The 6,724-nt window shown below is 62.5% G+C and carries 6 protein-coding genes and 1 pseudogene; 1 reads left to right on the plus strand and 6 read right to left on the minus strand.

From position 1 onward, the window contains the following. From AC1DUU_RS19630 to AC1DUU_RS19655, 6 genes and pseudogenes are all read right to left on the minus strand, one after another. Positions 1-263, minus strand: a pseudogene (locus tag AC1DUU_RS19630) (hypothetical protein); the annotation flags it as partial. Positions 264-374: 111 nt separating this feature from the next. Then, positions 375-1,715 (minus strand): MFS transporter, encoded by a 1,341-nt coding sequence (locus AC1DUU_RS19635; protein WP_476785076.1) that lies wholly within the window; start codon positions 1,713-1,715, stop codon positions 375-377. 93 nt (positions 1,716-1,808) lie between these two features. After that, positions 1,809-2,597, minus strand: coding sequence for a benzoate diol dehydrogenase BenD (gene benD / locus AC1DUU_RS19640; protein WP_476785077.1), 789 nt, complete (start codon positions 2,595-2,597; stop codon positions 1,809-1,811). Between the two features lie 323 nt (positions 2,598-2,920). Then, positions 2,921-3,847, minus strand: a complete 927-nt coding sequence (catA, locus tag AC1DUU_RS19645; RefSeq protein WP_476785078.1) for a catechol 1,2-dioxygenase — start codon at positions 3,845-3,847, stop codon at positions 2,921-2,923. A 98-nt stretch (positions 3,848-3,945) separates the two neighbouring features. After that, entirely contained in the window at positions 3,946-4,236 is a 291-nt protein-coding gene (catC, locus tag AC1DUU_RS19650) for a muconolactone Delta-isomerase (RefSeq protein WP_476785079.1), read from the minus strand. Positions 4,237-4,240: 4 nt separating this feature from the next. Then, complete coding sequence (locus AC1DUU_RS19655; RefSeq protein WP_476785080.1) at positions 4,241-5,395, minus strand: muconate/chloromuconate family cycloisomerase; 1,155 nt, start codon at positions 5,393-5,395, stop codon at positions 4,241-4,243. 100 nt (positions 5,396-5,495) lie between these two features. On the opposite strand from AC1DUU_RS19655, the gene AC1DUU_RS19660 reads away from it, so the two are divergent. Continuing rightward, positions 5,496-6,428, plus strand: coding sequence for a LysR family transcriptional regulator (locus AC1DUU_RS19660; protein ID WP_476785081.1), 933 nt, complete (start codon positions 5,496-5,498; stop codon positions 6,426-6,428). Positions 6,429-6,724: the final 296 nt, after the last annotated feature.

The raw sequence follows: 6,724 nt of genomic DNA on the forward strand, positions 1-6,724 counted from the left end.
CTGTTCCAGTCGACATGGTCGAGCAGCGCGAGCAGGTCGGTGGCGTTGTCGGCGATGCCGCCGGGTGCAGGCACAACTTCGCTCAAGCCATGCCCGCGCTTGTCATAGAAGAGAAGTTCGAAATCCGAACCGAGTTCATCAGCGACGTCGTCCCAGATCGTCATGTCCGAGCCAAGCGAGTTGGCAAAGACGATCCGTGGCGCTCCCCGACGGCCTTTGAGACGATAGTGGAGGACGATGCCGTTGGCGCGGACGAAAGACATGATTGACGGCTCGCTCTTTTGCAATCCGAGGTGACGTTGGGGAGGTCATCAAGGTGTAAATCCTTCGACCCGGGCACATTTTCAGTGCCCGGGCCGAAGATAGCGGAAGGTTCAGTGCGCCCCGGCAACAGCCTCGGTCGGTGCCTGCCGGCGCGTGCGCACCAGGACTACGGCGCCTGTCGCGATGATCAGGGGCACGGCAAGCCCTATGAAGTAGCCGCTGGTGCCGCCGGTCTGCAGAAGCCAGCCACCAGCGGCCGAACCTACGATGGCGCCTGTGCGGCCGATGCCAATCGCCCAACCGGTTCCGGTCGCGCGCAGTTCGGTCGGATAGGTGCTGGAGATGAGGTAGTTCAGCGCGATCTGCTGGCCGCCTATGCCGAAACCGGCAGCAGCGACAAGGGCAAAGACCAAGGTCCAGTTGGTACTCACGAAGGCCAGGCCGATACAGACGGCGATGCCGATCATGAACATCACTGTCAGCGTGCGACGCACATCGATTCGCGGCAGGAAGATCGACAAGGGAATGGCGAATATGATGAAGGCGGCGTTGACGATGACCGTTCCAAGCGCTGCGGTTGGCTGGGCGAGGCCCATATTGGTCAGCACCGTTGGCAACCACAGCAAGAACATGAACCAAGCGATCCAGTTGAACAGGTAGATGGCCCAGATGGCGATCGAGTTGGTGCGGTACTCCGGCGTGAACAGCGCGCTGACCGAACCCTTGCCGGCCGCGGGCGGAACGATGAAGGTGGTGTCATCCGCAATCGGCTTGCCGGTGATGCGCGCGACAAGTCCCCGTGCGCGGGAAATATCGTCGGGGCGGCCGCGCGAGGCGAGGAATTGAGCGGACTCCGGCAGAAACGCCAGGCAGATCAACAGAACGACGAGCGGTATCGCGCCGCCGACGATGTAGATGCCCTGCCAGCCGATGACCGGCATCCAGCCGGCGGCGAGCACGCCGCCGACCATCGCGCCGGCCGGCAAGCCCAAAAGCACGCCGGTGAGGACAGCGCCGCGCAGGCGCGAGGGGCTGTATTCCGCCGCCATGGCCAGCAAGACCGGTGTAGCACCGCCCATGCCCAGGCCGGTCAGGAAACGAAGCACCACGATCTGGGTGGGGGACTGGGCAAATGCGATGGCCAGTGAAAAAGCACCGAACAGCACGATCGAGCCGAGAATGGCGATGCGGCGGCCGATCCGGTCGCCGATCATGCCAAGCCCCATCGCGCCCAGCGCCATGCCCAGCGTGCCTGAAATGAAGATATAGGTCATGTCGCCCGGCGACATTCCGAACGCCTTGGCTATCGCTGGGCCGGTATAGGCGATGGCCTGCGTGTCGAAGCCGTCAAGCAGCGCGACCAGAAAACACAGGGAAAAAACCCGCAATTGCAGGCCACTCACAGGCCGCTCGTCGAGCAGTTGCCGAATGTCCAGTTTAGAATTTCGCACTTAAATACCTCCTCTGGGAATTTGCTGTAAGTCCGGCGACGTCCTTGCCCCTATCGGCAGGCCGTGTGGCGGCGCGAGCGCCCCGCTCCGCCCTCAGCCGCTGTCGCCGCCGCCGACCGGCAGAATGGTGCCGGTGATGTAGGAGGCGTCGTCGGACGCCATGAACAAGATGGCACTGGTCTGCTCGGCGAGCGTGCCGTAGCGTTTCATGAAGCTCGTGGCCTTGGTCTGCTCGACGACCGCCTGCATCCAGGCTTTGTCCTGTTCGTCCTGGGCGGCATCGTTGCGTGGGATGCGGCGGACCGGCGCGTCGGTTCCGCCTGGTGCCACGGCATTGACGCGGATGCCGCGCTCGGCATTTTCCATGGCGAGCGCCACGGTGAGCGCGTTGACGGCGCCCTTTGCCGCCGAATAGGGCACGCGGTTGATGCCGCGTGTGGCGATCGACGAGACATTGACGATCGATCCGCCGCCGGCCTCGATCATCAGCGGCAGCACGGCGCGGCAGCACCACATGGTCGGAAACAGCGAGCGGCGGATTTCCGCTTCGATCTGTGTTTCGTCGAAATGTTCGAATGGCCGCATCCAGATCGCGCCGCCGACATTGTTGACGAGTATGTCGACGCGCCCGAGGTCAGCGCGGGCTTGTTCGATCGCAGCCTCCGCGCCCTKCCAGCTTTCGAGATCCGCCAGGATGGCAAATGCCTTGCCGCCATTGGCGACGATTTCGGCCGCAACCTCCTTGGCCAGTTCGGAGCGGTCAACAACCGCAACATGCGCGCCTTCGGCAGCCGCTTCGATTGCCACCTGGCGACCGATGCCTTGCGCGGCCCCGGTGACGACCATTGCCTTGCCTTCGAAACGTCCCGTTCGGTTAGTCATGACGCAGTCTCCGCAAATTGACGGAAGGAGCAGGCCGGCCCTGCCCCTTCCGGATATTCAAGCATTGGAAGGAAGGGGCGAACCCGGTTCCGCCGGCATGGAAGGGCTTCAACCGCCAGGGTTCGTGCGGCAAAAGGCGGACGGCGGCGAGGCTGATGAGATCGCTCGATCAGCCCGCCCGCGATCCCAGCACGGTTGTGAAGAGGCGCACGTTGAGGTGATCGTTCATATCGGCCGCATCGGAAAAAGCTCGATGCGGCCTCAACTTGGAACTCGGCATGATGAAAAGGGGCGGCGCCTCGGCCGGCGCACCCGCACCAACATCAGGCGCTTGCGCGTTCGCGCTCGACCACGGTGTCGGTTACACCTTCCACTTCAGGCATCAGCACAAAATCGAAATCGATCGAGGCGAAAGGTTCCTGTACCTGGCGTTCGGCCAGCACTTTCGGATCGCTGATGCGGGTGACCGGCGGGATGAGGTCGTTGCGGGTGCCGAAAGCGAAATCTTCGAACAGATATTCGTCGCCCTCGATGTTGATCTGCGTCGTCAGGTGACGATGACCGGGCGCCGACACGAAGAAATGGACGTGCGCCGGACGGTGGCCATGGCGGCCGAGCGCCAGCATGAGGGCCTCGGTCGAGCCGCCTTCGGGCGTCGCATAACCGCTAGGCATGATCGAGCGGAAGCTGTAGCGGCCATCCGCGTCGGTCTGGATGCGCCGGCGCAGATTGTATGCCGGCTGCTGTGGGTCAAAGTGCGAGTAGTTGCCGAGCACATTGGCGTGCCACACATCGACGATCGCATCGGCGACCGGCTTGCCGTTGTGGTCGCGGACCTGACCCTGCATGAACAGGACCTCGCCGCTCTCCGAGCCGTCGTCGAGGCGGGCGGTTGCCTTGCTCAGCGGCGCGCCGGCGATGTAGAGCGGACCTTCAATGGTGCGCGCGGTACCGCCAGCCAAGCCGGCGCGGCGCTCGGCCTCATCGAGGCGCAGGTCGAGGAAATGTTCAAGGCCAATGCCGGGCGCGACCAGGCCGAGTTCATTGGCGCGTGCCGCCTGGCCGAGATAGGCAACGGCACTCCAGACCTCGTTCATGCTGATATCGAGATCGTCGATCGCGGTGAACAGATCAAAAAGCAGCCGATTGGTGATTGTCTTCAGGCGCTGGTCGCCGCCTGGCCGGTCTAGACCGCTGGCGCGGTTGGCGAGATCGGCGATGACGGACTTTTCAATGAGCTTGCTGGACATGGGGAACCTCCCTTTCTGGCTCGCATTTCTGCGCGTTGACTAAATTCCGCTCCTGTTCATCCGCTCTTCCCGCGCGGATCGGAGCCTTTTGTTGGCGCCTATGCGCCGTCGTCGGCGATCGCCGACGGATGCCGGCAAAGAGCCTTCACTTCGACCTGCATGAAGGGAAACAACGGCAAGCCCGACAGGATCTCATGCAGTTCGCCCGGTCCGCTCACGTCAAAGATGCTGACATTGGCATACTGGCCAGCAACACGCCAAAGATGGCGCCACTTGCCATTTCGCTGCAGTTCCTGGGCTTGCGCCCTCTCGGTCGCCTTCAGCCGATCGGCCTCTTCCTTGGGAAGGTCGTGCGGCAGATTGACGGTCATCTCGACTTGGAAAAGCATAGCTCTACCCCACTGCCTTAAGCGTTGCGGACGCTCCGGTCCGGTCGCGGCGGAAGCGGTTCACTGCCGCCTCGTCCAATTCAATTCCCAGGCCAGGCCCGGTCGGAACCTTGAGCTCGAAGTCGGCATAGATGAGCTGCTTGGTCAGCAGTTCCTCGGTCAGGAGAAGTGGCCCGAACAGTTCGGTTCCCCACTCGAGACTGCTTACACCTGCGAAAAGCTGTGCCGCGGCGATCGTTCCGATCGGCCCTTCGAGCATCGTGCCGCCATAGATGGCGATATCGGCAGCCTCAGCCACCGAGATCACTTTGGCGGCAGCAAACAGGCCGCCGGCCTGTTCGATCTTGATCGAAAACACATCGCCGGCGCGTTTCGATGCAGCCGTCAGTGCGCTTTCCGGCCCTGTCAAAATCTCGTCGGCCATCAGCGCGATGCCGGCCTTCGCCTGCAGCCTTGCCAGTGGCTCAACGCCTGGGACCGGTTGCTCGACCAGCACGCAGCCTGCATCGCCAAGTGCTGCAATGCCGTAGGTTGCTTCGCGCTCGCGCCAGGCCATGTTGACGTCGACACGCACGCTGGCAAAGTCCGGCAGCGCCTTGCGGATCGCTGCGACATGGGCCACATCCTCGTCGATCGGACGACGGCCGATCTTGAGCTTGAAATCCTTGTGGCGGCGAGCCTCCAGCATGCGCTGGGCCTCTTCGATATCCTTGGCGGTATCGCCGGATGCAAGTGTCCAGGCCACCGGTAGGCTGTCTCGCCGGCGGCCGCCGAGCAGTTCCGAAAGGGGCAGACCAAGACGGCGGGCCTGCGCGTCCAAGAGAGCTGTTTCCATCGCGCATTTGGCGAAGTGATTGCCCTTCACCGCGGCGCTGATCTTGTCCATGACGAGCCCAACGCGGGYTGCATCGGTGCCGATGAGCAGCGGCGCGATGTATTTGTCTATGGTTAGCTTCATACTTTCGGGGCTCTCCGCCCCGTAGGCCAGACCACCGATGGTGGTGCCTTCGCCAAGTCCCGCAACCTCGTCGGAACAGCGTAGCCTGACGACCATCATCGTCTGTCCACTCATTGTCACCATCGACAGCCGATGCGGCCTTATCGTAGGCACATCAAGCAGTAAGGTCTCGATTTCGACAATGCGGGCGCCAGAGCTCACGGAATTTTCCTCCGAACTTCCTATGGCAGACGCTAGCTTTGCGCAGACAAACAGTCCAAGACTATCGCGGTCGTTTTCGATACCCAGAAGGTATAGTATCATGGATATGCGGCAGCTTCGCTATTTCGTCGCGGTGGCGCGCGAGCGCAATTTTTCGAGGGCTGCCGAGACATTGCACATCGCCCAGCCGCCGCTCAGCCGCCAGATACAACAGCTCGAAGAGAGTTTGGGCGCGGTCCTGATCGACCGCTCCAGCCGGCCGCTGGCGCTGACCGAGGCGGGGCGCTTCTTCTACGAGCAGGCATCCCAGATAATTTCCCGCATGGAGCACATACGCGAGCAGACGCGCCGCATCGCGCAGTCACGCCGCGAGATCTTCATCATCGGCTGTGTCGGCTCGACGCTCTATAGCGGCATCCCCGATCTGGTGCGCAACATGCGCGCCCGCTGGCCGGAACTCGGCATCGAAATCCGCGAGATGATGTCGGTCGAGCAGATCGCCGCCCTGAAAGACGGGCGCATCGATCTCGGCGTCGGGCGCGTGCGCCTGAGCGATCCCGATGTGGAACGGATAACGCTGCGCGAGGAACGACTGGTCGTCGCCTTTCCAAAGGGGCATCCTAAGTCGCTGTCGACCGAACCGATCGCGTTGAAGGAGATCGAAGGCGAGACCCTGGTGATCTACCCCTCCAAGCCACGCCCGAGCTTCGCCGACGAGATCCTGGGACTGTTCGCCGATCTCAATGTCGAGCTGGGGATGGTGGAAGAGGTCCGCGAAATCCAGACCGCACTTGGCCTGGTGGCGGCGGCAGCGGGATTGTGCATCATCCCTGCCCCTTCGCAGCGCCAGCGACCCGACGATGTCTGCTACCGCATCTTGTCCGACGCCCAGGCTACCTCACCGGTGATCATGAGCTGTCGGCGCAAGGACAACTCGGCCCGTATCGAAGAGATCAAGAGCCTGATCCGGGAAATGTATGCGCAAAATCCGCCATGGCTGCTGCTGTCAAACACCGGTCTTGCGACAGGGTGAAGTTGTAGGCCTCTGGCAAGTCAGGTGCCGGCGGCTGGAGACTTCGCCGCGCGATGCGCTGATTGCAAGTGACCAAGGCAGCACGATTGCTGCAACCGGAGACTACGTCGTGCGCGGCGGCTGACGGGTTGCCGGAGCCAATGGCACTCCATTTCGGTTACTTCCTTTTTTGAATGCCACGCGTCGCCAATATTTGCTGCCAGCTCCCTCAAAAAAAGTCCGGCAAGGCAGCCGGGGTCGTGCTTTGCGTCGAGCCTGTGCGCGTTTGCCGAATTTGCACGAGCCAAGCACTGCAG

This window comes from Aminobacter sp. P4_H6_2, from assembly GCF_056400805.1.